Annotated in this window: 18 protein-coding genes and 2 tRNA genes; 10 read left to right on the top strand and 10 right to left on the bottom strand. The window is 66.4% G+C overall.

The features are described 5' to 3' along the window. Window positions 1-23 precede the first annotated feature (23 nt). The 4 genes from AB0H76_RS24550 (at window position 24) to AB0H76_RS24535 (ending at window position 2,621) form a co-directional block, all read left to right on the top strand. Complete coding sequence (locus tag AB0H76_RS24550; protein ID WP_357328249.1) at window positions 24-452, top strand: helix-turn-helix domain-containing protein; 429 nt, start codon at window positions 24-26, stop codon at window positions 450-452. A gap of 91 nt (window positions 453-543) precedes the next feature. Next, window positions 544-1,257 (top strand): YoaK family protein, encoded by a 714-nt coding sequence (locus AB0H76_RS24545; protein WP_357328247.1) that lies wholly within the window; start codon window positions 544-546, stop codon window positions 1,255-1,257. Continuing rightward, on the top strand, window positions 1,257-1,718 hold the full coding sequence (locus tag AB0H76_RS24540; RefSeq protein ID WP_357328244.1) for a hemerythrin domain-containing protein: 462 nt from the start codon (window positions 1,257-1,259) through the stop codon (window positions 1,716-1,718). The genes AB0H76_RS24545 and AB0H76_RS24540 overlap by 1 nt, the downstream gene beginning before the upstream one ends. 324 nt (window positions 1,719-2,042) lie before the next feature. Further along, a complete protein-coding gene (locus AB0H76_RS24535; RefSeq protein ID WP_357328241.1) occupies window positions 2,043-2,621 on the top strand; it encodes an MmpS family transport accessory protein in 579 nt (192 codons plus the stop codon). A 66-nt stretch (window positions 2,622-2,687) separates the two neighbouring features. On the opposite strand, the gene AB0H76_RS24530 is transcribed toward AB0H76_RS24535, so the two are convergent. The 10 genes from AB0H76_RS24530 to dnaA all read right to left on the bottom strand — a co-directional run bounded on the left by AB0H76_RS24530 (window position 2,688) and on the right by dnaA (window position 15,456). Continuing rightward, window positions 2,688-2,760, bottom strand: a tRNA-Ala gene (locus AB0H76_RS24530). Window positions 2,761-2,843: 83 nt separating this feature from the next. Then, window positions 2,844-2,951, bottom strand: a complete 108-nt coding sequence (locus tag AB0H76_RS24525; RefSeq protein WP_357328238.1) for a DLW-39 family protein — start codon at window positions 2,949-2,951, stop codon at window positions 2,844-2,846. A gap of 90 nt (window positions 2,952-3,041) precedes the next feature. Next, a tRNA-Ile gene (locus tag AB0H76_RS24520) sits at window positions 3,042-3,115 on the bottom strand. A 157-nt stretch (window positions 3,116-3,272) separates the two neighbouring features. After that, window positions 3,273-4,232, bottom strand: coding sequence for a DUF3566 domain-containing protein (locus tag AB0H76_RS24515; protein ID WP_357328236.1), 960 nt, complete (start codon window positions 4,230-4,232; stop codon window positions 3,273-3,275). A 39-nt stretch (window positions 4,233-4,271) separates the two neighbouring features. After that, a complete protein-coding gene (gene gyrA / locus AB0H76_RS24510) occupies window positions 4,272-6,779 on the bottom strand; it encodes a DNA gyrase subunit A (protein WP_357328233.1) in 2,508 nt (835 codons plus the stop codon). Between the two features lie 62 nt (window positions 6,780-6,841). Beyond that, on the bottom strand, window positions 6,842-8,878 hold the full coding sequence (gene gyrB / locus AB0H76_RS24505) for a DNA topoisomerase (ATP-hydrolyzing) subunit B (protein WP_357328230.1): 2,037 nt from the start codon (window positions 8,876-8,878) through the stop codon (window positions 6,842-6,844). Window positions 8,879-9,185: 307 nt separating this feature from the next. Beyond that, window positions 9,186-9,758, bottom strand: a complete 573-nt coding sequence (locus AB0H76_RS24500; RefSeq protein WP_357328227.1) for a DUF721 family protein — start codon at window positions 9,756-9,758, stop codon at window positions 9,186-9,188. 341 nt (window positions 9,759-10,099) lie between these two features. Further along, entirely contained in the window at window positions 10,100-11,320 is a 1,221-nt protein-coding gene (recF, locus tag AB0H76_RS24495) for a DNA replication/repair protein RecF (protein WP_357328224.1), read from the bottom strand. Window positions 11,321-11,413: 93 nt separating this feature from the next. Further along, window positions 11,414-12,574, bottom strand: coding sequence for a DNA polymerase III subunit beta (gene dnaN, locus AB0H76_RS24490; RefSeq protein WP_357328221.1), 1,161 nt, complete (start codon window positions 12,572-12,574; stop codon window positions 11,414-11,416). An 893-nt stretch (window positions 12,575-13,467) separates the two neighbouring features. Further along, on the bottom strand, window positions 13,468-15,456 hold the full coding sequence (gene dnaA, locus AB0H76_RS24485; RefSeq protein ID WP_357328219.1) for a chromosomal replication initiator protein DnaA: 1,989 nt from the start codon (window positions 15,454-15,456) through the stop codon (window positions 13,468-13,470). Between the two features lie 651 nt (window positions 15,457-16,107). On the opposite strand from dnaA, the gene rpmH reads away from it, so the two are divergent. The 6 genes from rpmH (at window position 16,108) to rsmG (ending at window position 19,658) form a co-directional block, all read left to right on the top strand. Continuing rightward, window positions 16,108-16,251 (top strand): 50S ribosomal protein L34, encoded by a 144-nt coding sequence (rpmH, locus tag AB0H76_RS24480; RefSeq protein ID WP_209885332.1) that lies wholly within the window; start codon window positions 16,108-16,110, stop codon window positions 16,249-16,251. A 21-nt stretch (window positions 16,252-16,272) separates the two neighbouring features. Continuing rightward, a complete protein-coding gene (rnpA, locus tag AB0H76_RS24475; protein ID WP_357328217.1) occupies window positions 16,273-16,695 on the top strand; it encodes a ribonuclease P protein component in 423 nt (140 codons plus the stop codon). After that, on the top strand, window positions 16,692-17,039 hold the full coding sequence (gene yidD / locus AB0H76_RS24470) for a membrane protein insertion efficiency factor YidD (RefSeq protein WP_357328214.1): 348 nt from the start codon (window positions 16,692-16,694) through the stop codon (window positions 17,037-17,039). The genes rnpA and yidD overlap by 4 nt, the downstream gene beginning before the upstream one ends. Window positions 17,040-17,043: 4 nt before the next feature. Then, window positions 17,044-18,135: a membrane protein insertase YidC gene (yidC, locus tag AB0H76_RS24465; protein ID WP_357328211.1), complete on the top strand. Its 1,092-nt coding sequence runs from the start codon at window positions 17,044-17,046 to the stop codon at window positions 18,133-18,135. 139 nt (window positions 18,136-18,274) lie between these two features. Continuing rightward, the gene (locus tag AB0H76_RS24460; RefSeq protein ID WP_357329866.1) at window positions 18,275-18,781 is read left to right on the top strand and encodes a protein jag; all 507 of its coding nucleotides are present in this window, start codon (window positions 18,275-18,277) and stop codon (window positions 18,779-18,781) included. Between the two features lie 145 nt (window positions 18,782-18,926). Next, window positions 18,927-19,658: a 16S rRNA (guanine(527)-N(7))-methyltransferase RsmG gene (gene rsmG / locus AB0H76_RS24455; RefSeq protein WP_357328208.1), complete on the top strand. Its 732-nt coding sequence runs from the start codon at window positions 18,927-18,929 to the stop codon at window positions 19,656-19,658. The last annotated feature ends 2,831 nt before the right edge of the window (window positions 19,659-22,489 follow it).

Here is a 22,489-nt window from a genome sequence, read left to right as displayed (position 1 = left end):
ATCATGCGTCACTATTAGTAACCATGGAAGAAGGCACTTACGAGTCCCTCGGTTACTGCGGGGATACCGGCGATTACACCGCCCGGCAGTGGGACACCCGCGAAGACTGCGAGGTCCGCCAGATCCTGGACCGTATCGCCGACAAGTGGTCCCTGCTCGCCATCGCGCTGCTCGCCGGCCGCACCATGCGCTTCACCGAACTGCGCCGCGAGATCGACGGCATCAGCCAGCGCATGCTCACCCGCACCCTGCGGCACCTCGAACGCGACGGCCTGGTCCGGCGCACGGTGTATCCGGTGGTGCCGCCGCGGGTCGACTACGAACTCACCCCGCTCGGTGCCGGCCTGCACCACACCATTCAAGCCCTGGTGAGCTGGACCGAATCGCATCAGCGCGAGATCGCCTCCGCCCGCGACGCCTACGACCGCGCCGAGGCGGCGGCTCTGGTGTAAGCCACCGCAAATCGCCGGAGACCTCCGGGAATCCGCGCCTCCCATGGGTGAAACTGGGGCATTGTCCACCGCCCCGGGAGGAGCCTGACCTGTGAAGCAGCCGGATCCGGCGCGCAAACAGGCCCTGTTCGACGCCGAAGCCCGCATCTCCTGGGTGCTGGCCGGACTGGCCGGGCTGATCGGCGCCGCCGCGTTCATGCACACCGCCGGCTACTTCGTCACGTTCATGACCGGCAATACCGAACGTGCCGTCCTCGGCTATTTCCATGAGGAGAGCGATATGGCCGCCGCCGCGGCCGCGCTGCTGGCCGCCTTCCTCTCCGGTGTCGTCGTCGCGTCCTGGTGCCGGCGGCACTTCTGGGAGGGGCACCCGCACGGCCCCACCCTGCTCACCACCGTCAGCCTCGCCGTGGCCGCGCTCACCGACCTGTACCTGGTCAGCCACGACGACGACGGAACCACGATCGCCTTCGTCCCCATCCTGTTCGTGGCCTTCGGCGTCGGCGCGCTGAACACCTCCTTCGTCAAGGACGGTGAGGTGTCGATCCCACTCAGCTACGTCACCGGCACGGTCGTGAAAATGGGCCAGGGCATCGAACGCCACCTCAGCGGCGGCGACTACGCCGACTGGCTCAACTACTTCCTGCTCTACACCGCCTTCGCCCTCGGCGCCCTCATCGGCGGGCTGCTCAGCCTGGCCGTCCCCGGCTGGGCCATGCTCATCGCCGCGTTCCTGGTCTGCCTGCTCACCACCGGCTACACCTACCTGCACCTGGACCGGCACGGCCCGCTCGAGGACGCCTGATGTGCCAGTACTGCGGTTGCCGCGACATCCCGCTGATCAAGGAGTTCATCGCCGAACACGAGGCGGTGTACAACCTTTCGGGCGAGATCGAGCGCGCCCTGGAACGCGGCGATATCGCCGCCGCGCGACAGCAGCTGGCCGAGATCGAACGAAAGCTGCGCGAACACTGGGCCGGCGAGGAACAAGGCCTGTTCGCGGTGATGCGCGACGACCCCGACTGCGCCGACTACATCGAAGCGCTGGAATCCGAGCACCGCGAAATGACCGTCGCCCTCACCGCCGACATCACCACCCCCGCGGGCCGCGACCAGATCCTCGCCTCACTCGCCACCCTCTGGCCGCACATCGAAAAGGAAGAAGACGGCCTCTTCCCGATGTCCCTGACCACCCTGTCCGGCGACCAATGGGACGCCGCCATCGACGCCTGGGAACGCGTCCACCACCGCCGCGTCCCCCGCTGACCCCTACGAGTCGTCCCGCAGGGTCATCACAAACCCCACCCCGGCAACCCCAATAACCACGACGTACCCGATCACCCGCAACGGCTGCGTCGGCAAATCGTGAACCCAAAGCCCGCCCACCAGCGCCCCCAGCATGAGCAAAGCACCGTAGAGCACCGTCCGCTTCCGACTCTCCATCACCGAAGTCAATCCGAGCGCGGACGCCAGCCGCCCTATCCACCCGGCGTGTCCCGCGCTCGGGATCAGGCGCGATGCCTCGTAACACTCGAAACCGAGACCGCGATCACATCGCGACATCCAACCTCGAGAGCATGGGGGAACACTTTGACCGGTCCGCAGTACCCGCAGCAGCCCTACGGTCAACAGCCCTACGGTCAACAGCCGGGATACCCGCCGCAGCCGCCGAAAAAGTCGAACACGAAATGGATCGTGCTCGGCGTCGTCGCCGTCGTCCTGCTCTGCGGATTCGGCGGATGCGTTGCCATCCTCGGCAAGGCGGGTGAAGAAGTAAGCAAATCCATCGACGCCGCGGTCAGCTCGATCTCGGCTGCGCCGACCGCACCCGATGTGCCGGCCTCGCCCGGCGCATCGATCCCGCCACTGACGCCGGGTACCTCGAGCGCCAAGGGCAAGAGCATCACTTACGAGATCGTGTCGGATGCCGGCGAACTCAACTCAGTGACCTACTTCGACGGCAATTCTGAACTGAAACAGGAAACCAGCGCGACCGCGCCGTGGTCGAAGTCATTCACAAACTCCTCGACCGTCGCGCTCATCAGTCTGGGCGCGCAGACGAACGGGTCATCGGTGACGTGCCGGATCACCGTCGACGGCAAGGTCGCTGACGAGCAGACCGCAACCGGCAAGTACGCCGTGGTGAACTGCACCGCCCCCGCGTTCTGACGGCCCTGTTCATGCAAAGGGGCGGGTCAGAAAGTGATAACACTCTCTGACCCGCCCCGATCGCTGTGGAGCCTAGGGGAATCGAACCCCTAACCCCTGCCTTGCAAAGGCAGTGCTCTGCCAATTGAGCTAAGGCCCCTCGACGCCCGAAACGGTACCTGCCGAGCGTTTGCCGCGTCAAACAAGCCCGTGCCGGGCGAACTGCCAGGTGGGTGGCGGAAGTCAGCGGTTGGTGACCTCGTGCCACAGATCGGCGTCGTCGCGCTTGCGCAGCTTGCTGATTCCGATGAGAACGGCGACCGCAATTCCAACTGTGAGAAGAAGTTTCATGACCCCAGCGTACTTCACACCGCGCGCGGGCCCCGGTAACGAGAAACGGCCCATGCGTTGCGCATGAGCCGTAAATCTTGGAGATGAGGGTGGGCCTAGGAGGACTTGAACCTCCGACCTCTTCGTTATCAGCGAAGCGCTCTAACCGCCTGAGCTATAGGCCCGTATCGACCCTGTGGTGTAGTACCCGAGCCGAGGACAAAGATTACCCGACACCACCGGGTACAACCAAAACGGCTGGTCAGAAGCATATTCTTCGGCGTTTCGGAAACGGCGAACGGCCGGTGCGAATCCGCACCGGCCGTCCTGGAACCGGGTTTTCTAGTCGGGGTCGGCCAGGGTGACCTGGATACCGCCGACGAGGTCGCAGCACTGGTTGTAGATGAACGTGCCCACCGTGCCCAGCGCGGTGAACAGCACCACGTTGATCAGCCCGACGACGCCGGCGTAGCCGAAGACCGTGCCCGCGTCGATCAGACCCGCCGACCCGCTGTCCTGGGACACCATGTCGGTGAAGGTGTTGTTCAACCGCTCCCAGACGCCCATGCCCTCGAGCACGATGTAGAGCAGGCCGACGGCCAGCATCCACACGAAGAACAGCGCCACGCTGATCACCAGCGAGATCTTCAGCGTCGACCACGGGTCGATGCGGCGGATCTGCACGGTGGCGCGCAGCGGCTCACCGGCGGCGGCCGCCGCGACCGCGACCGGCGCCGCGGGCGAGACCGGGTGATACTGCGGCAGCGAGGAGGCCGCAGCGGATTCCTGCGGCGGCAGCGGATGCCGGATGTCGGACAGGTCGGGCATGTCCTTGATCAGTTCCGGCCGCGCGATGCTGCGGGTAGGCCCGTCGATACCAACGGATTTCACCATCGCCGCTTCCTTGCGCGCGGCTTTGGCGGCGAGGTCGGCGGTGGTGCGAGCGTTGGTGACGCCGCCGTTCAGGCCGCCCGCGGGCCGCCCGGTGACGGGCGCCTGGCCCGGCCGATACAGATTGGACTGCGGTTCGCGCTGCGGCAGTTGGGACCAGCCGTCCTGATACGGCGATTGCCCGCCGCCGGACTGCTCGGCCGGCTCACCCTTCCCCTCGGCGCCGGAGTTCTGCTCCGGCGCCTTGGACGCGAATTCGCTGTGCTGATCCGGATTTTCGTTCGACTGCCCACCTTCGCCCGAGGTGACCGGCCGGGAAATCGGCCGCGGCGGAATCGGGGACGGTGAGATCCGTTCGGTCACACCGTTCGTGTGCTGCCGCTCGTCATTCGGCTGATTCGGAGTGGTCAATGGGAATCCTTAGATCCGTTCGTTGCCGCCGCTGGTGGATTACTCGGAACCGGTGCTGTCATCGCCGGCGATCTGATCGGGCTCGTCGGCGTTGCGCGCGATAGCAAGCAACGTATCCCCATCCGCGAGGTTCATCAATCGCACGCCCTTGGTCTGTCGTCCAGCCTTACGAACCTGCTTGGCCGCCGTCCGGATTACGCCGCCGCCGGACGTGATCGCGTACAACTCATCCTCGTCGTCGACGATGAGCGCACCGACCAGAGTGCCACGCTTGGCGTCGAACTGGATAGTCAATACGCCTTTACCGCCGCGACCCTGTGCGGTGTACTCCTCGATCGCGGTGCGCTTGGAGTAGCCCCCGGAGGTCGCCACCAGCAGATAGGTGTCGGGGCGAACCACGTTGAGCGACAACAATTCGTCGGAGGTATTGAACCGCATGCCCTGCACGCCGGAGGTGGCGCGGCCCATCGGCCGCAGCGCCTCGTCGGTGGCGGAGAAGCGGATCGACTGACCGTGCGCCGAGACCAGCAGCAGGTCGTCCTCGTTGGAGCACAGCGCGGCGCCGACCAGCTCGTCATCGTCACGCAGGTTCACCGCGACGATGCCGCCGGTGCGGTTGGAGTCGAAGTCGGTCAGCTTGGACTTCTTCACCAGGCCGTTCCGGGTGGCCAGCACCAGGTAAGGGGAATCCTCGTAGGACTGGATGCGAATGATCTGGGCGATCTTCTCATCCGGCTGGAAGGCAAGCAGATTCGCCACGTGCTGGCCGCGCGCGGTCCGGCTGGCCTCGGGCAGCTCGTAGGCCTTGGCCCGGTACACCCGGCCCTTGTTGGTGAAGAACAGCAGCCAGTCGTGCGTGCTCGTGATGAAGAAGTGCTTGACGATGTCGTCCTGCTTGAGACCCGCGCCCTGCACGCCCTTGCCGCCGCGCTTCTGCGAACGGTAGAGGTCGGTCTTGGTGCGCTTGGCGTAACCGGTCTCGGTGACGGTGACGACCACGTCCTCGCGGGCGATCAGATCCTCGTCGGCGACGTCGCCGTCGGCGGCGACGATCCGGGTGCGGCGCTCGTCGCCGAACTTCTCGACGATCTCGCGCAGTTCGTCCCGCACGATTGTGCGCTGGCGTTCCGGCTTGGCGAGAATGTCCTTCAGGTCCGCGATCTCGGCTTCGATCTTGTCCAACTCGTCGACGATCTTCTGCCGCTCCAGGGCGGACAGACGCCGCAGCTGCATGTCGAGGATGGCCGTGGCCTGGATCTCGTCGATCTCGAGCAGCTGCATCAGGCCGGTGCGCGCGGTGTCGGTGTTGGCCGAGCGCCGGATCAGCGCGATCACATCGTCGAGCGCGTCCAGCGCCCTGACCAGGCCGCGCAGGATGTGGGCCCGCTCCTCGGCCTTGCGCAGCAGGTACCGGGTGCGTCGGACGATGACTTCCAACTGATGATTGACGTAGAGCCGAATCATCTGATCCAGGCGCAGCGTGCGCGGCACACCATCGACGATGGACAGCATGTTGGCGCCGAAGCTGGTCTGCAGCTGGGTGTGCTTGTAGAGGTTGTTCAGCACCACCTTGGCGACGGCGTCACGCTTGACCGTCACCACGATGCGCATGCCGACGCGGTCGGAGGACTCGTCGTGGATATCCGAAATGCCCGCGATCTTGCCGTCTTTCACCTGCTCGGCGATCGAGTTGATGAAGTTGTCGGTGTTGACCTGGAACGGCAGCTCGGTGATGACGATGGTGGTGCGGCCGCGGCTGTCCTCTTCGATCTCGACCACACCGCGCATGCGGATGGAACCGCGACCGGTGCGGTAGGCGTCGTTGATGCCCTGGCCGCCGACGATCAGGCCGTAGGTCGGGAAGTCCGGGCCCTTGACCCGCTCGATGCACGCGTCGAGGGTGGTTTCCTCGTCGGCCTCGTAGTTCTCCAGCGCCCAGTAGACGGCCTCGGCGAGCTCGTTGAGGTTGTGCGGCGGGATATTGGTCGCCATGCCGACCGCGATGCCGTTGGAGCCGTTCATCAGCAGGGCCGGCACCCGGGCGGGCAGCACCGTCGGTTCCTGCGAGCGACCGTCGTAGTTCGGTGTGAAATCGACCGTCTCGTGGTCGATTTCGCGCAACATCTCCATGGCGAGCGGCGTCAGGCGGCACTCGGTGTAACGCATGGCCGCCGCACCGTCGTTGCCGCGGGAACCGAAGTTGCCCTGGCCGTCGACCAGCGGGTAACGCAGCGACCACGGCTGGGCCATGCGGACCAGGGTGTCGTAAATCGACGTGTCGCCGTGTGGGTGATAGTTACCCATGGTCTCGGCGACCGGACGAGCGGACTTCATATAGCCGCGGTCCGGGCGGTTGCCGGTGTCGTACATCGCGTAGAGCACGCGCCGGTGCACCGGCTTGAGGCCGTCGCGCACGTCGGGCAGCGCGCGGCCGACGATCACGCTCATCGCGTAGTCGATGTAGCTGTTCTGCATTTCGTTCTGGATGTCGACCGGTTCGATCCGGTCACCGGCCCCGCCGTTGGGCGGCAGAGTGGTCTCAGTCATGCGGTGGTCTCCTTAGATGGCCAGGCCTGAAAGCGCTGGGAAGCTGCTGGTTTCAGGTCGGGCTAGACGTCGAGGAAGCGAACATCCTTGGCATTGCGGGTGATGAAGCTGCGGCGCGCCTCGACGTCCTCACCCATCAGAATGGAGAACAGTTCATCGGCCGCCGCGGCGTCGTCGAGCGTGATCTGGCGCAGCACTCGCACCGACGGGTCCATCGTGGTCTCCCACAGTTCCTTGGCGTTCATCTCGCCCAGACCCTTGTAGCGCTGCACACCGTCGTCCTTGTTGATCTTCTTGCCGGACGAGAGGCCGGCCTCCATCAGCCCGTCGCGCTCCCGGTCGGTGTAGGCGAACTCGGGCTCGCTGCGCTGCCACTTGAGCTTGTACAGCGGCGGCTGCGCGAGGTAGACGTGACCCTGCTCGACCAGCGGGCGCATGAAACGGAACAGCAGCGTGAGCAGCAGCGTCGAGATGTGCTGGCCGTCGATGTCGGCGTCGGCCATCAGCACGATCTTGTGGTACCGCAGCTTGGCGATATCGAACTCGTCGTGGATACCGGTGCCGAACGCGGTGATGATCGACTGGACCTCGTTGTTCTTGAGGACCCGGTCGATGCGCGCCTTCTCGACATTGATGATCTTGCCGCGCAGCGGGAGGATGGCCTGGTACATCGAGTCTCGGCCGGACTTGGCCGAGCCGCCGGCGGAGTCGCCCTCCACGATGTAGATCTCGGATTTGACCGGATCCTTGGAGCGGCAGTCTGCCAGCTTGCCCGGCAGGCCACCCAGATCGGTGGCGGACTTGCGGCGCACCAACTCCCGCGCCTTACGTGCGGCAACCCGGGCCTGAGCGGACGAAACCGCCTTGTTCACAATGGTCTTCGCGTCGGCTGGGTTGGCCTCGAACCAGTGCTGGATATGCTCGTTGCACGCCTTCTGCACAAACGACTTGACCTCGGTATTGCCGAGTTTGGTCTTGGTCTGGCCCTCGAACTGCGGCTCACCGACCTTGACGCTCAGGATGGCGGCCAGGCCCTCACGGATGTCGTCACCGGTGAGGTTGCCGTCCTTTTCCTTGATGAGCTTCTTGTCCTTGGCGTACTTGTTGACCACCGTGGTCAGCGCCGCACGGAAGCCCTCCTCGTGCGTGCCGCCCTCATGGGTATTGATGGTGTTGGCGAAGGTGTGCACAGATTCCGAATAACCGGAGTTCCACTGCATCGCGACCTCGAGCTCGTGGCCGGTGCCCTTGCCGGTGAACGACACGATCGAGTTGTGGATCGGCTGCTTGGTCCGGTTGATGTGCTTGACGTAATCCTCGAGCCCGCCCGGGTAGTGATAGGTGCGAGTCTTCACCTTCGGCGCGGCGGCAGCCTCGGCCACCTCATCGGCGTGCTTGGGCGCCTCGGCGGTCTCGCTGACCACCTCGTCGGTGACATCGCTGTCGGAGACCCGCTCGTCGGTCAGGGTGATGGTGAGTCCCTTGTTCAGGAACGCCATCTCCTGCAGCCGGCGTGCGACCGTCTCGAAGTTGTAGGTGGTGGTCTCGAAGATCTCCGAGTCCGCCCAGAAGCGGATGGTGGTACCGGTGCGCTTGGTCGGCTCGCCCTTGATCAGCTGGCCCGGCTTGGCGTCCTTGTAGGTCTGGCTCCAGTGGTAGCCGGCATTGTCGATCTCGGCCTCGAGGCGGCTCGACAGGGCGTTGACCACGGAGATACCGACGCCGTGCAGACCGCCGGAGACGGCGTAGGAGTCGGAGTCGAACTTGCCGCCGGCGTGCAGCTGGGTCATGACCACCTCGATGGTGGGGATGCCCTGCGCGTGCATGCCGGTGGGGATACCGCGGCCGTCGTCGATCACTTCGACGCCGCCGTCGGCGAGGATCTTCACATCGACGCGCGAGGCGTGCCCAGCCATCGCCTCGTCCACGGAGTTGTCGACGACTTCCCAGATCAGATGGTGCAGACCGCGCTCACCCGTGGAGCCGATGTACATGCCCGGCCGCTTGCGAACCGCCTCGAGTCCTTCGAGGACCGTAATGGAGGAAGCGTCGTAATCACCGGATGTTGCTTTGGTCGAGCCCGATTCGTTGGCAGCCACTGGTCGGTAGCTCTCCTTACTTGCTGATCCTCTGGACAGCGGCCGGTGCGTACCCGTGAAACCCCGTAGTCTGGACTGGTCGAAATCAGGGTCCGCGAGCGTGCCGATCCGTACGCGCCGAAGGTTCGCCGCTAGTTACGTCACCATCCTACTGGTAGACCCAAGCCACAGTGCACCTAACACACCCCTCACGGCTCCGTGGCTCAAAGAAATCGACTCCACACGCGTCCCGTCGGCCATCCGGCGGTTTGACCCGTCTCTCCGAGCACCTAGGGCGCACTAGTTACTTGCCCAGAAGTAGCGCCGTCTATCCATAGGTGTCGCGCGGGCCGCGACCGCGGACGTGCCGCTCGCCCTTGCGCCAGCTCGGCGCGGCCGGACCGGTGATCTTCAGCTTCGTGACCACGCCATTTCCGACCGCCGTCGCGATTTTCGCCAGAATCTGGCTCTGCAGCATGCGCAACTGGGTGGCCCAGGCGGTGGACTCGGCCGCGATGGAGAGCACGCCGTCGGTGAGCGAGACCGGGTTCGCGTGCGCGGCGATGTCCTCCCCCACGACCATCGGCCACTGACCGAAGACCATGCCCTCGGCCACCTTCGTCGACCAGCCGCGGTTCTTCGCCAGCGCGCCCGCGAGTTTGAACAGGGGCTGTGGATCACGCGCGTCCGGGCCGGGACCGGACCACCCCGAACGCCGGCGCGCGCCCGTACGCAGACTGCGCTTCGGCGAGGCCCGGCCCTGACCGACCGATTTACCACTGGCCCGCGCCGCCGCCCTGGCCTCTTCCAAGGCCCGGCGGGCCAGATCTACGCCGCGCAACTCCGGTGCATCGCCGGGTGGTTGTGCCTCGGCGCCGTGCTGTTCCGACTGCTCGGTCATCACCTGCTCCGTTCGCCCAGTCCGGGTTTGTCCCCAGTTTTGTCGAGTTGTCCCCAGGCGCCGGGCCGGCCTCCGGGGGACGGAAATCCCATGGTCAGCGGCTCGAGCACCCAAGATCGAACGTCTGTTCGCCCCGGTCAGGTGGGTGTTCTGCACAACCCGCGTGGTTCGAGCCACCAAGTCGGCGGACCGGGGCGGCGGCGAGTCGGGCCAAGTTGTCCACAGAAGCTGTGGATAACTCCTTCGCGCTGGTAACGCCGCCGATCCGGTGACTCGGCGCTGGGAACTCTACGGGAGATCACCGACTCCGCGCTGCCTCGAATTCGACCCGGCGCCGCGGCTCACAACTCCACGGACGGCGATGCCTCCAGGACCGGATCGAGTTCGGGTGGCGCCTGCTCGAGGGCGATCCGGGATGCCCGGCGGTCGGCCTCGCCGGTGGTCTCCACCCGCAGCGGCGTCGCCTCGAGTTCGGCCGGGACATCCTCGGCGACCGCCGCGGTGATGAGGACCTGTTCGGCGCCCGCGGCGACGGCCGCCAGCGCGGTGCGCCGGCGACGGTCCAGTTCGGCGAAGACATCGTCGAGGAGCAGGACCGGTTCGGTGCCCCCGGCACGCAGCAGCTCGAACGCGCCGAGCCGCAACGCCAGTGCGAACGACCACGATTCCCCGTGACTGGCAAAGCCTTTCGCCGGTGCGCTACCGAGCAGCAGATCCAGGTCGTCCCGGTGCGGACCGACCAGGCAGACCCCGCGCTCCAGCTCCTTGGTCCGGGCGATCCCCAACTCGCGCAACACGATCGCTTCCAGCTCCGCCTCGTCGCCGGGCTGCGGTTCGCGAGCCGGATCGAGCAGTTCCGGCGGCAGATAGCCGCTGCGGTAACCGATTGTGGCGGGCCGGGATTCGGGAGCGATCGACGAATAGGCCTGTGCAAGATGGGGATAAAGATCGTGTACCAGCCGCAGCCGCTGCGCGAGCAGCACCGCGGCATGCGTCGCCAGATGGCCGTCCCACACGTCGAGGGTGCTCAGATCGGACTTCGAACGCACCTGTCTGCCAGCGGTTTTCAACAGCGCCGAGCGCTGCCGCAGCACCCGGTCGTAGTCGGCGCGCACGGCCGCGAGCCGGGGGAGCCGGGCTGTGCACAACTCGTCGAGGAAGCGCCGCCGCTCCCCCGGGTCGCCGCGGACCAGCGACAAGTCCTCCGGTGCGAACAGGACCGTCTGCAGAATGCCGAGGATCTCACGCGGCCGGCGCACCGGCGAGCGGTTGATCTGCGCGCGATTGGCGGCGCCGGCGTTCAGCTCGATATCGATGCGCAGTTCCCGACCGGTGTTGACCACCGTCGCGCCGACGCGCGCCTTGGTAGCGCCCATCCGGATCATCGGAGCGTCGGCCGCGACCCGGTGCGAGGCGAGCGTGGCCAGGTAGCCGGCCGCCTCGATCAGGTTGGTCTTGCCGTTGCCATTCGATCCCAAGAAGACCGTGCGGCCTGGGGATAATTCCAGCTCCGCATGCTCCCAGGACCGGAAATCACGCAGTGACAGTGCCCGGATAAACATCTGCTACCCCACCCTGACCTGCGGAAGTGCTCGACCCACCTCGAATGGACCGGGCTCGGCCCGGTTATGCACAGACGTTTGCACCCCTGGGGATCAGCCCGGCAGCCGGACCGGCATCAACAGGTAGGTGTAGGGGCTGTCGAGCGCGGCGAACGAACCCGATTCGAGCACCTCGGGATCCTCCGGGCTGACCGGCAGCAGCACCGCGGGGCGGCTCGGCGTGGTGAACCCGAAGGTGACCCGATCCGAGTGCAGCGCCGCCAAGCCGTCGATGAGATAGCCGGGATTGAACGCGATGGTCAGCGGTTCGCCACGAAAATCGGCTTCCAGCCATTCCTCGGCGCGACCGGCGTCGTCACCGCCCGCGGACAGCAGCAGGCCCTCTGTGGAGAACTCCAGGCGCACCTGCGCGCCGCGCTCGGCCACCAGGGCGACGCGCTTGATGGCTTCGGCCAGCGCCGAAACCGACAGTGTGGCAATGGAGGTGTGCTCCTTGGGGAGCAACTGGCGGAACTTGGGGAATTCGGCGTCGAGCAGGCGCGTGGTGGTGCGGCGGCCCGCGTTCACGATGCCCAGCAGGCCATCCGAGCCCGCTCCGGTGCCCAGGGACAGCTGCACGGGCGCATCGGAGGCGCCGAGGGTCTTGGCGGCCTCGGACAGCGTCTTGGCCGGAATCAGCACCGCCGTCTCGATATCGGACTGCTCGGGCTTCCACTCGATGTGGCGCACCGCCAGGCGGAACCGGTCGGTCGCGGCGAGCACCACGTTGGCGCCGTCGATCTCGACGCGGATGCCGGTGAGCATGGGCAGCGTGTCGTCGCGGCCGGCGGCGACGGCGACCTGGCTGACGGCCTCGGCGAAGACATCCACACCGAGTTCGCCGGTCTGCTGGGGAACTTCGGGAAGCTGGGGATAATCCTCGACCGGCATGGTGGGCAGGGAGAACTTCGCGCTGCCGCAGCTGATCAGAACGCGGGTGCCGTCGACGGAGACGTCGACCGGCTTGTTGGGCAGCGCCTTGGTGATGTCGGCCAGCAGGCGGCCGGAGACGAGAACCTCACCGGGACCGGCGACCTCGGCGGCGACGCGCATCTGCGCGGACACCTCGTAGTCGAAACCGGAGACCGTGAGGCCGTCCTCGTTGGCTACCAGCAGCACACCGCCGAGAACGGGCACCGGAGGCCGGGAGGGGAGGCTGCGTGCGACCCAGGCAACGGATTCCGCGAAATCCTCACGGGCGACCCGAAACTTCATGCTTTCCATCGCCCGATCTGTCCTCTCCCAATTCCGTGATCCGAGTGCGGGGCCGAACGTCGTAAGAGGGTACTGGATCGACCACCCCTCGAAATTCTGGCATAGGCGGCCGACAACAAACCGTACTCGGCTCGGGCGCGCAGACCTAGCCCGACCCTCCGGTGTTTACACCGACTGGTGACAAACGCCGGTGTGTGAGTCCAGGGAGTGGGGGTATCGCGTCGAGGTAACTCCACAGTGCGCCCGAGCGATCTTCGGAGACGGGCAGCGGTTCCGCCGGATCTCGATCGGTCCCGGCTCCTGCCCTCGATGCGTCTTTCGGCGAGTGGCTCGGCGCGTGACCCTCCTCGATCGACTTTCCACACAGCCTATTTTCAAGAGAGTTCTTCTAGAAGGAGAACTGAAGTAGTAGTAGGCACTGTGGAATCTGTGGACTGCGGCCGTTTTCGCAGGTGGCGGTACCTGATGCCGTGGGGATGACCAGCGGATGACTCGAGGATGAACCGAGGGTGTCTGTGGACGCCGCAAAGTTGTCCCCGATTCATCCTCGAGTGCTCCTCGAGTTGTTCCACCGTATTCACCCGGTTGTGCACACGTGTGCAGGAACAGGTGCACAACTCGAGGATTCCTCGAGGACTCCACAGGGACTCCTCGAGGAATCCACAAGCGTTAACCGGCAGTCTGCCTGGTCAGTGCCTGTGGGTAGCTGCGGCTGTTAGCGATGGGGACAACTGCCTGTGAGTGGCGGCTCCCAGGCCGCCTCCACAGGGTGTGTGCGAACCGGTGGACAAACCAGTGGATTCCTCGAGGAGTCCACAGGAATTCCTCGAGGAATCCCCAACCCAAAAAAAGCACCGCCCCTGGTCAGGGGCGGTGCACAGGTGTGGATAACGCTAACGGCTGCGTTGTTTGATGCGGGCTGTGAGTTCTTGTACCTGGTCATAGACCCGGCGGCGCTCGGTCATCTCCTTGCGCACCTTCTTCTCCGCGTACATGACCGTGGTGTGGTCCCGGCCGAAAGCCTGGCCGATCTTCGGCAGCGACAGGTCGGTGAGCTCGCGGCATAGGTACATCGCGATCTGCCGGGCCTGCGCCAGCGGCCGGGCCTTACCGGGACCGGTCAGCTCCTCCAGCGTGGTGTTGAAGTACTCCGCGGTCACCGCCATGATCGTGGCCGCGTTGATCTCCAGGGCCGCCGTCTCCGGCATCAGATCGCGCAGCACCACCTCGGCCAGCGGCAGATCCAGCGGCTGGCCGTTCAGCGAGGCGAACGCGGTGACGCGGATCAGCGCGCCCTCCAGCTCCCGGATATTGCGCTCCACCCGGCTGGCGATCAGTTCCATCACGTCGTGCGGCACGTCGAGCCGATCCATGCGCGCCTTCTTGCGCAGGATCGCGATCCGGGTCTCCAGCTCCGGCGGCTGCACATCGGTGATCAGGCCCCACTCGAACCGGGTCCGCAGCCGCTCCTCCAGCGTCGCAAGCTGTTTGGGCGGACGATCCGAGGACACCACGATCTGCTTGTTCGCGTTGTGCAGGGTGTTGAAGGTGTGGAAGAACTCCTCCTGGATACCTTCCTTGCCCTCGATGAACTGGATGTCGTCGACCAGCAGGATGTCGGTCTCGCGGTAGCGGCGCTTGAACGCCACCTTGCGGTCGTCGCGCAGCGAGTTGATGAAGTCGTTGGTGAATTCCTCGGTCGAGACGTACTTCACCCGCATACCGGGGAACAGCCGCTGGGCGTAGTGGCCGGCCGCGTGCAGCAGGTGCGTCTTGCCCAAACCCGAGGCGCCCCAGACGAACAGCGGATTGTAGGCCCGTGCGGGCGCCTCCGCGATGGCGACCGCGGCGGCATGGGCGAACCGGTTCGACGCGCCGATGACGAACGTCTCGAAGGTGTACTTCGCGTTCAAGCTCGCCGAAGAACTCGGCGCCGGCGTCTCCTGGGTCTTGGTGAAGTAGGTCGGCCAGGAGTTGCGGGCGCTGACGACGGGCTCGTCGTCGTCCTCGTGGTCGGCGTGCGCCGGCCTGCTGTCGCGGACCGGTTGTTGTTCCCGGGCCTGCTGCTCGCGGACCGGCTGATGCGCGGCCGCGATCGCGGGCTCGGGTTCCTCGTGCAGCGGCGGCCGCCCGCCCTGATCCCGGCCGGGACCGCGCATCGGCACGGGCTCGGGCGTGAACAGCGACTCCTGCCCCGGCGGACGGGATTCCCGGCGGGTGGACTGCCCGTTCGGCCGGGACGGCGGTTCGGGCGCCGGCGGGGTGGGCGGGGCGACCGGGCTCTGATAGTCCTGACCCGCGTAGTAGTCGTCGGCCGGGTATTCCGGCACGGGCTCGTACTCCGGCGGCGTCTGGTAATCGGGCTCATAACCCGGCGGCGGCTGATACTCGACGGCCGGCGCGTATTCGCCGCCGCCCTGTTGGTAATCGGGCGCCGGTTCGTAGTCGGTGGGCGCGCCGTAGCGCTGCGGCTGGCCGTAGTCCCCGCGCGCCGAGTAGTCCGGCGCCGGGGGGCGGCGCGGGTCGCGGCGTTCCGGACGGCTGGTCATGCGCGCATGCCGCGGGTTCGCCGCGGACCGATCGCTGATCGACTGCGGCGGCGCGGCGATACGCACGCCGAGCCCCTCGACCTGGGGGCCGAGGCGGCGGCCGAGGGAACGCAGGATCGGTTCGCGCAGATCGCGTTCGATCGCCTCCTGCGCCAGCGACGACGGCACCGAGAGCAAGGCGAAACCCTGCGCCACGGTGATCGGCTTGACCAGCTTCAACCAGGCCTGCTGTGCTCTGGTGACCGGGGGAATGGCGCCGTCGGGCGAACCGGTGGTGAGCTCGGCGATCACCTCGGGCCACACAGTGGCCAACACGTTCTGCTCGTCGTCCATGCAGTGTCCTCCCCAGCAGTTTGTCGATTGGAGCGCAGACGACCGGGGCAAGCGGGCATCTACCGTGGATGTCGTAACGGTGTTCCCGCGAGCCTGAGCGCTGTTAGGATCCTCCGGTTCCAGGTAGCGGCTGATCCTTCGAGCGACCTGCGTGCAGTCGCTACGTGCGGCAGCCGTCGGCCTACGAATATGCCACCGGAGGGGTGTTTCCACACAATTATCCACAGATGTGGAAAACCCTGGGGACATGTGAAATTCGCTTCAGCTCCGCCGGTGTGTCGCTCTCACCTGCGGATCTTCAGCTATCGATCAGCTATCTGCGGTCGCTGTGCACACGCCGGTGATCAGGGGTGTTGATAAACGCCCGCGAAGTCCACAGCCCCTGTTCATGGCTCGAGCTGGTCCGATGACCGGCTTGCTGGGGGCCGAGTTTGACCCGCATCTGGCAGATCAGTACCCTCGTACAGTCACCCCTTGGTGCGGTGGCGGTCCTGTGCTGACCGCGTTGAGGTCGTTACCGACCCTGTGCGCCAGGACCGACGCGCATCGATTGACGACCGCAAGCTTTTGCGTGACTCAGCATCGCGCAACAACGTTTTACCGACCAGCTATCGGGCGCCGAAAGCGCCCCCAACTCGAGGAGTGTTGACCGTGGCCAAGGGCAAGCGGACGTTCCAGCCGAACAACCGTCGTCGGGCTCGCGTCCACGGCTTCCGTCTCCGGATGCGGACCCGTGCGGGCCGCGCCATCGTTTCCGCGCGTCGCGGCAAGGGCCGCAAGACCCTGACTGCCTGATCCTCGCATTCGGACGCTCGGGTGTTGCCTGAGCCGTATCGGTTGCATCATCGTGCCGACTTCTCCCGGACGGTGCGCCGCGGCCAGCGAATCGGGAGGCGAGATCTGGTCGTACACGTGCTCGCGCGCGGGTATGACGGAGTCGTGGGCACGACTGCACCTGACGGCGCATCCCCAGAGCTGAAGGCTCCGGCGGATGCGCTGGTCCGCGTGGGCGGTCCGCGATTCGGATTGATTGTCAGCAAGGCGGTGGGCTCCGCGGTGATTCGACACCGGGTAGCCCGCCGCCTGCGTCATATGTGCGGCAAGGTGATCCACGATCTACCCGCCGAGGCCGATATCGTGATTCGTGCACTGCCCGGAGCGGCCGATGCCAGCTCGGAGGAGCTCCTCCGCCAGCTCCGGGGCGCGCTGCGCAAACTCGATGGGGCCCGGTCGTCGTGAGAAGCCTCGTGCGGCTGCCGGCTCGCCTGCTGATCTTCTTGATCGAGCTGTACCGGACCTACGTCTCCCCCACCCGCATGCCGGTGTGCCGCTTCACACCGACCTGTAGCGAGTACGCCGTCACCGCGTTGCGCACCCGAGGTCTGTTCGTCGGACTCGGACTGGCGGTCGTGCGCTTGCTCAAGTGCGCGCCCTGGCACCCTGGTGGGTGGGACCCCGTTCCGGAGCGCCGCACGCGCGCGCGGGACGCGACCGCTAGCGACTGCCTCGATGCGGCGGCGCCACACGCTTGTAAAGGATCACCGTCCGCGGTGATCGGCGAACCGAACGACGGGAGTGCATAGAGCCGTGCTCGACTTCATTTATTACCCGGTGTCCTGGATCCTCTGGTTCTGGCATCGAGTCTTCGCGGCCATCCCCGGCCTGGGCAAGGACAGCGGTATCGCCTGGGCCCTTGCCGTGGTGTTCCTGGTCTTCACGCTTCGCGTCGTGCTCTACAAGCCGTTCGTGAAGCAGGTCCGCACCACCAAGCAGATGCAGGAATTGCAGCCCCAGATCAAGGAGCTGCAGAAGAAGTACAAGAACGACCGTCAGAAGATGGCGGTCGAGATGCAGAAGCTCCAGAAGGACCACGGCTTCAACCCGCTGATGGGCTGCCTGCCCATCCTCGCGCAGGTGCCGGTCTTCCTCGGTCTGTTCCATGTGCTGCGGTCGTTCAACCGGACCGGCCACGGCTTCGGCCAGCTCGGCATGAGCATCCAGGACAACGCGAACACCCCGAACTACGTCTTCAACGCCGCCGATGTGCAGTCCTTCCTGAGCGCCCGCCTCTTCGGTGCGCCCATCTCGGCGTTCATCACCACTCCCGTCAGTGAGCTGCAGGCGTTCGCCCTCGACGGCGTGCTGCCCTCGCGGGTCGCCATCGCCGCCGTCGCGATCCCCCTCATGGTCATCGCCGGCCTCGCCACCCACTTCAACGCGCGCGCCTCGGTCGCCCGCCAGAGCGCGGAGGCCGCGGCCAACCCGCAGGCCGCACTGATGAACAAGCTCGCGCTGTGGGTCTTCCCGCTCGGCGTGCTCGTCGGTGGCCCGTTCCTGCCGATTGCCATCCTGCTCTACTGGGTCGCCAACAACATCTGGACCTACGGGCAGCAGCACCTCGTCTTCGGCCGGATGGCCAAGGAAGAAGAAGAGAAGAAGCAGCAGAAGCTCGAGTTGCGCGCGCAGAACGCGCCGAAGCCGGGCGCGAAGCCGGTGAACACCAAGAAGAAGCCGGTGGTCGATGCGGAGCCGGTGGACGCGGTCGAGGACGCGGTGGACACCGTCGACCGGGTGGCGACCAACGGCACCGCCAAGCCCAAGAGCGCGGCCCAGCGTCGCTCGGGTGGTGGCCAGAAGCGCCCGAACCGCGGCCGAGCCAACCAGAAGCGGCGGCGTTGATCGCGCCCTCTGGCACGCAGCAGCAACCCCTTGATCGCGTACCACCCGGCGGCGATGGCCAGGCGGTCGCGGCGAGCAGATGAAGGAAAACCAAATGACTGTTGAGACCGACGGAGGGGACGCCACAGTGGCGACGACGATGGTGAGCGCAGAAACGGAACCAGCCGATGTCGCTACCGACTCCGAGGAAGCCCTGATCGAAGAGGGCGAGATCGCCGGCGATTACCTCGAGCAGTTGCTCGATGTGCTGGATTTCGACGGCGATATCGATCTGGACGTCGAGGGTGATCGCGCGGTCGTGAGCATCGACGGTGGCCGGGATCTGTCGAAGCTGGTCGGCCGCAACGGTGAGGTGCTCGACGCGCTGCAGGAGCTGACCCGCCTCGCGGTGCAGCAGGCCACCGGTGTGCGCAGCCGGCTGATGCTGGACGTGGCGGGCTGGCGGGCTGGGCGCCGGGAGGAGCTGAGCGCGCTCGGCGCCGCCGCGGCGCAGCGGGTACTGGAGTCCGGTGCCCCCGAGGCACTGTCGGCGATGACCCCGTTCGAGCGGAAGATCGTGCACGATGCGGTTGCCGCCGTCGAAGGCGTCGAGAGCGAGAGCGAAGGCGTCGAGCCGAACCGCCACGTGGTGGTCGTGCCCACCTGATTTCCGGCGGGGCTGGGGGACGGCTTGTTTCGTCACCCTGACGTTTTGGACAGGGCCTCTGGTTTTCGGACCGGGGGCCTTCTCCATGTCCCGGGTGCAGTAGCCGATAGCCGGTTCAATACTGTTGACCTATCGAAGCGGAAGGATGTTTCACGTGGAACGGGATCTCGGTGAAAGCACTCCCCTGCCAACCGAGTCGGAACCGCCCGCCGAAGCCGCCACGGTTTTCGGCGACCGGTTGGATATCGCGCGGAAGTACTACACGGCGCTCGCCAGCGCCGGCGTCGAGCGCGGGCTGATCGGACCGCGTGAGGTGCCGCGCCTCTGGGATCGGCACATCCTCAACTGCGCCGTCCTCGGTGAGCTGATCCCCGAAGGCGCCACCGTGGTCGACATCGGCAGCGGCGCCGGCCTGCCCGGCATCCCCCTCGGCATCGCCCGCCCCGACCTCCGCATCACCCTCGTCGAACCGCTCCTGCGCCGCACCATCTTCCTGAGCGAATTCATCGAGGACGCCGGACTCGAGATCACCGTCGTCCGCGGGCGGGCCGAGCAGTCCGGCGTGATGAAGGAAGCGGGCGGCGCCGACGTCGTCACCTCCCGCGCCGTCGCCCCCCTCGCGAAGCTCGCCCAGTGGTCCCTCCCCCTCCTCCGCGACCACGGCCGCATGCTCGCCCTCAAAGGCGTCAGCGCAGTCGAAGAACTGCAGCGTGACACCGAGGCGCTGACCCGCGCGGGCGCCAGCAATTTCCAGGTCCTCGAATGCGGAGTCGGTCTCGTCTCCACGCCGACCGTCGTGATCAGCGCCGAGCTCCTCCCCCGCAGTGAACGGGCGCCGCGGCGGCGGGCGGTTCGCGCCAACAAGTCCCGCCACTGAAGACCCCTTCTTTCGTTGATCTGGGTGGGTCTTTGGATCCGCGATGCGTGCTCGTCCGCCTCGCAAGGATGAGCACAAACCACGCTGCTGCCCGGCCAGGATTTCCGGATTCCATGGACAGTGCCTCCGGTCAGGGTGGGCGTGGATTCCACCGTGCGCGTCTCCCCGGCCGTGATTGGTCCACGGGGCGGGCCTGTCCGCCTGGTCGAGGTCGGCTCGAATTCCACTGCGACCCGTCGATCCACTAGATCGGTTGCCGCATCGCCCCGAGTCCGTTGGTTTGGTGAGAGTGGGTCGTCGCATTCCACTTCATGTCCGTTGCTCTGGTTGAGAGTGGACTGTCGGACTCCATTTCATGTCGACGGTCCGGTGCGGGTCGACCGACGTATCCGCCGCGAGTCGGTTGTTCTAGTTGGGGGCAACCGTCGTATCCGCCGCGAGTCCGTTGGCCTAGTTGGGGCGACCGTCGTATCCGCCGCGAGTCCGTTGGTCTAGTTAGGGGCGTCCGTCGTAACCCGCTTCGTGTCTGTTGGTCTTGTTAGGGGCGTCCGTCGTAACCCGCTACGTGTCTGTTGGTCTACTTGGGAGCCCCCCTCCTAATCCGCTTCGTGTCTGTTGGTCCGTTGGGGGCGCCCCCCGGATTCCGTCCCAGGTCCGTCGACCCGGTCGTGGGCGTGGACTTCGTTGCCGATTCGTCAGTCCGGCCCCTCCCGCCTGCCGATCGATCGCCTCGACAGTCCCGTTCTCCGATCCGATCGCCCGTTCGGCCGTGCCGATCGATTGGTTGGTGCGGGATATGGCATTCCTGTCTGAATGGCCGGACCTGATTGGCCGCGTGCGCGGTCCCGCCGACGTAGTAGCTTCCTCCGTCGCGTCCTTCGGTCATGCCGCATGTTTCCGCGATCGGTTCCAAACGTCGCTCGCACTGGGTGAGGTGCGTTCGGCTGCGCGCTCCTACCCCCTGGGGCGCCTGCCGCTCGCCCGCTGCAGATTGCGCCGAAGGTGTAATTCCGACTGCCTCATGCGGTAGGTCGCGTCGGCTGGCACATAGCGCAGCCCGCGTTCCGCCATTGCGACCGCCGGATCCGTCAGTGGAAACCAGGTACCCCTTTGAGGTCCCGCCACGCTTCACCCCAAGTGATAGGCGAACCAGTCCTCGACATCGGCCGTCAGATCGGTAGCGTCGCGACAGGTGACAGGCCCACAGTCGACACGCTGACAGGCGACAGGCAACCGGCGACGGGGCGATCGGCGTCCGGCGACGGGGCGATCGGCGTCCGGCGACAGGGTGACTGGCGTCCGGCGACAGGGTGACTGGCGTCCGGCGACAGGGCGATCGGCGACAGGCCCGCAGGCGACGGGCTGGCGGGCGACGGGCTGGCGGGCGACGGGCTGGCGGGCGACGGGCTGGCGGGCGACGGGCTGGCGGGCTGGCGGGCTGGCGGGCTGGCGGGCGACAGGCTGGCGGGCGACAGGCGACAGGCGCTGGCGGCGTCCGGCGATCGGCGATCGGCGACCCGGCAAGGTCGACTGGCGACCCGGCAACCGGCGACAGGGCGATGCGGCGATCGGCGACGGGGCGATCGGCACCTGACGACCGGAGACCGGAGACTGGCGACAGGGCGACAGGGCGACAGGGCGACAGGGCGATCGGCGACTGGGCGATCGGCGACTGGGCGATCGGCGACTGGCGACCGGCGACTGGCGACTGGCGACTGGCGACAGGCCGGAGACTTGGAGACTGGCGACAGACCCGGCGATCGGCGACCGGAGACCGGAGACCGGAGACCGGAGACCGGAGACCGGAGACCGGAAACAAGCTACAGGCCGGCGGCCAGGTGGCCCGGGTGGGGCAGTGAGGCTGAGTCGCGTGATGCCGACAGCGTTTCGCCCCACGCAATGACGTCACTCCGGTCCCCAGCCCGTCGCCGTGGACGTGGCGATCCGCACGTGATCGGCTGGTGGGCGGACGAGTCGCACGGTCGTAAGCCTGCGGCTGATTTGATCGTTCAGGCTGCCGCCCGTTCCCTCGCTGCCCAACGACCCAGTCGCACGATTCCGTCGATACACGGAGCAATCGGCGGCGAGTGCCTCCGGTCAGGGTGGGCGTGGATTCCACCGTGTGCGTGTCTGCCCGGCCGTGATTGGTTTTCGGATCCATGGCGCGGGCCCGTCCGCCTGGTCGAGGTGGGCTTGAATTCCACTGCGGCCCGGGGACCGTTCGACATTGGAACGCTCGTCCCGCTGCGATTCCGTACTGATGATCCGCGGTTACCGGTTGCGCTGCAGACTGATCGGTCGGGTTTCGTGTTGCGTCCGATGGTTCTGTCGGCCGACTCAATGTTTCACGTGAACCAACACCAGCATTCAGCCGCAGCCCGCTCCCCTAGTCGGTCGCCGGACTTCGCCTAGGCGGCGGTGACTCATGGCAGGACTGGGGCTGACGTAGGTCTGCGGTTCTTGGTGGGAGATCGCGATGCCGGATTGCGCGTCGCCGATGCCAGACGCGCGGCTTCGGCGGATTCGGAGGTGTTGTCTGGTCACCGGATACGGCGGCAGAACCTGCGGATCCGGAATGATGCGTACTCAGCGTTCGGAGCGGAGGGTCATGACGTCGGGATCTGTGTCCCGACCCGATCCCCCGAGCCGGTCACCGGGTCGGTGGCCGTCGCGCGGTGAGGGTTCCGGCATCGGACCGTGTCGATGGTCGGTGGGGCGAGTAGCAGCAGCATGTTTGAAATGTCGCTGCTGCCACCCGACTGATCGCGTGGTGCTCCCCTTCCGCCCATTGCGGGCGCGGTGCGAGCGCGGTGCGACTTGTTCTTCACCCG

The organism is Nocardia sp. NPDC050712, assembly GCF_040654295.1.
Lineage (GTDB): Bacteria > Actinomycetota > Actinomycetes > Mycobacteriales > Mycobacteriaceae > Nocardia.
The sequence above is the reverse complement of the archived record's forward strand: the minus strand, read 5'-3'. Positions and strand labels throughout refer to the sequence as shown.